Consider the following 1504-nt stretch of genomic DNA (forward strand, 5'->3'; position numbering starts at 1 on the left):
GAGCTGATAGTAAAGTAGAGCTGATAGTAAAGTAAAAAATAAGTTTATCGTTCCGCGTTTACTATCAACAGAAACTGTGGATAACCGGTTGGATTAGTCGGTGTTTAACTTGGTAAATTATTGAAAATAAAGGTTATAATGCGGATGCGTCGAGCTTGTAGTAGGATGGGTGAGTGTTACAAGAAAGTGACAAATTGGCTGTCACTTTGGTTTAACACCGCGTAGAGACTGTATTCACCCATATTCCGATGCGGTTTGTTGTCACTTATTGTCACTATTGTCACTTTCTAGCGGGTTTTAGTTTGTATTGCGTCTTACAATGGCTCCGCATCACATGCTCTGAACGCAGAGCCGTGTGCTTGGTTTTTCGCCCTCGAGTACGCTTGCGCCATACTTTGAAACTGCGCGACTTTAATTCACGTCGCATTAACGCAATCACATCGTCTTGGCGTAGCCCGTAGAGCGATTCAATCGCCTCAAACGGAGTGCGATCTTCCCACGCCATTTCAATAATCCGGTCAATCTCTCCCGGTTGCTCGTTCAAAGCCATATCTGTCTCCTTGTACTGGTGACAAACAATACGCGTAGATCAGCAAAAACCGATCAGCGTGTTCCTTCTGACCAATCAATGCTTTTACCCTTGTTTTTTGGCTCTTTAAAAATAAACAGCAAATACAGTTAGTTACGACAAGGCATTTTTAACAAGGGTAAAAGACGATTTTTATCCTAACGGCCTGTTGTAACAGATGATTGTTAGGTTATTCTATAGTTCACTGCCGCACAGGCAGCGTAGGTGACACAAGCCCCAGCGTGGTATTGGATATATGAAAATTGCCAACGGGCGCCTGTCACGATCGAGGTTAATCATTGGCGCCGATGTCGGAGGCGTGCAGTCCACTTGGGTAATACATGACTGACATCGCACGGGCGATTGTCCGACCGACACGCCATTTTAATTTCCGCGATGCTGCCTGTCTGATTATTTCATTGAAATGACTAGTTTAATGTATCTCTAAGTCACTTGACTTTATGGCCTTGCATTAATCGCTCTGCTTATTTCTATTGATTAATCAATAACTAATTGATATCGATACTCTTCCTGTCCAGTTTTTTTTAATTGATGGCGAGAATCTATTCTACGATTAAACGGTAGCGGAATTTTGGTCGGTGTTGTCTGTTGTTGAGTGGCAGGAGTGGGATATGAACATTAATAACACCATGAAGTTAGTGTTCTTTATTATTGGGGCAGGGATTGTCGTTAGTTTTATAACTATTATTCAACTCAACGGCCTGATGAATAAAGTCGATGAAATGGCTCAGGTGCAGGGCGAGATCGCGAACGTTTTTTGACCAAAACAGGATCGGTTTGACGATCACCTCTGGCTGTGATCATATAGGCCGATTCTAAAATAGTTCGGTATAGATACCGTGGATATCGATACATTTAAAGACTACTTCAGCGCCGTTGATGATAACCGCCAGAGTGCCAAGATAACCTACCCGC

General features: G+C 42.9%; 2 protein-coding genes. One reads left to right on the forward strand and one right to left on the reverse strand.

Annotated elements, in window-relative coordinates:
- Positions 1 to 280: 280 nt before the first annotated feature.
- Positions 281 to 550, reverse strand: coding sequence for a TIGR03643 family protein (locus tag BZG74_RS15390; RefSeq protein ID WP_077773344.1), 270 nt, complete (start codon positions 548 to 550; stop codon positions 281 to 283).
- A 650-nt stretch (positions 551 to 1200) separates the two neighbouring features.
- Between BZG74_RS15390 and BZG74_RS15650 the strand changes: the two genes are divergently transcribed.
- The gene (locus BZG74_RS15650; protein ID WP_158020676.1) at positions 1201 to 1350 is read left to right on the forward strand and encodes a hypothetical protein; all 150 of its coding nucleotides are present in this window, start codon (positions 1201 to 1203) and stop codon (positions 1348 to 1350) included.
- Positions 1351 to 1504: the final 154 nt, after the last annotated feature.

Origin of the sequence: Salinivibrio sharmensis, from assembly GCF_001995985.1 — a bacterium.
Lineage (GTDB): Bacteria > Pseudomonadota > Gammaproteobacteria > Enterobacterales > Vibrionaceae > Salinivibrio > Salinivibrio sharmensis.

Coding starts and splice junctions, on each gene's coding strand:
- BZG74_RS15390 (WP_077773344.1), bottom strand. CDS start 550: ATGGCTTTGAACGAGCAACCGGGAGAGATTGACCGGATTATTGAAATG.
- BZG74_RS15650 (WP_158020676.1), top strand. CDS start 1,201: ATGAACATTAATAACACCATGAAGTTAGTGTTCTTTATTATTGGGGCA.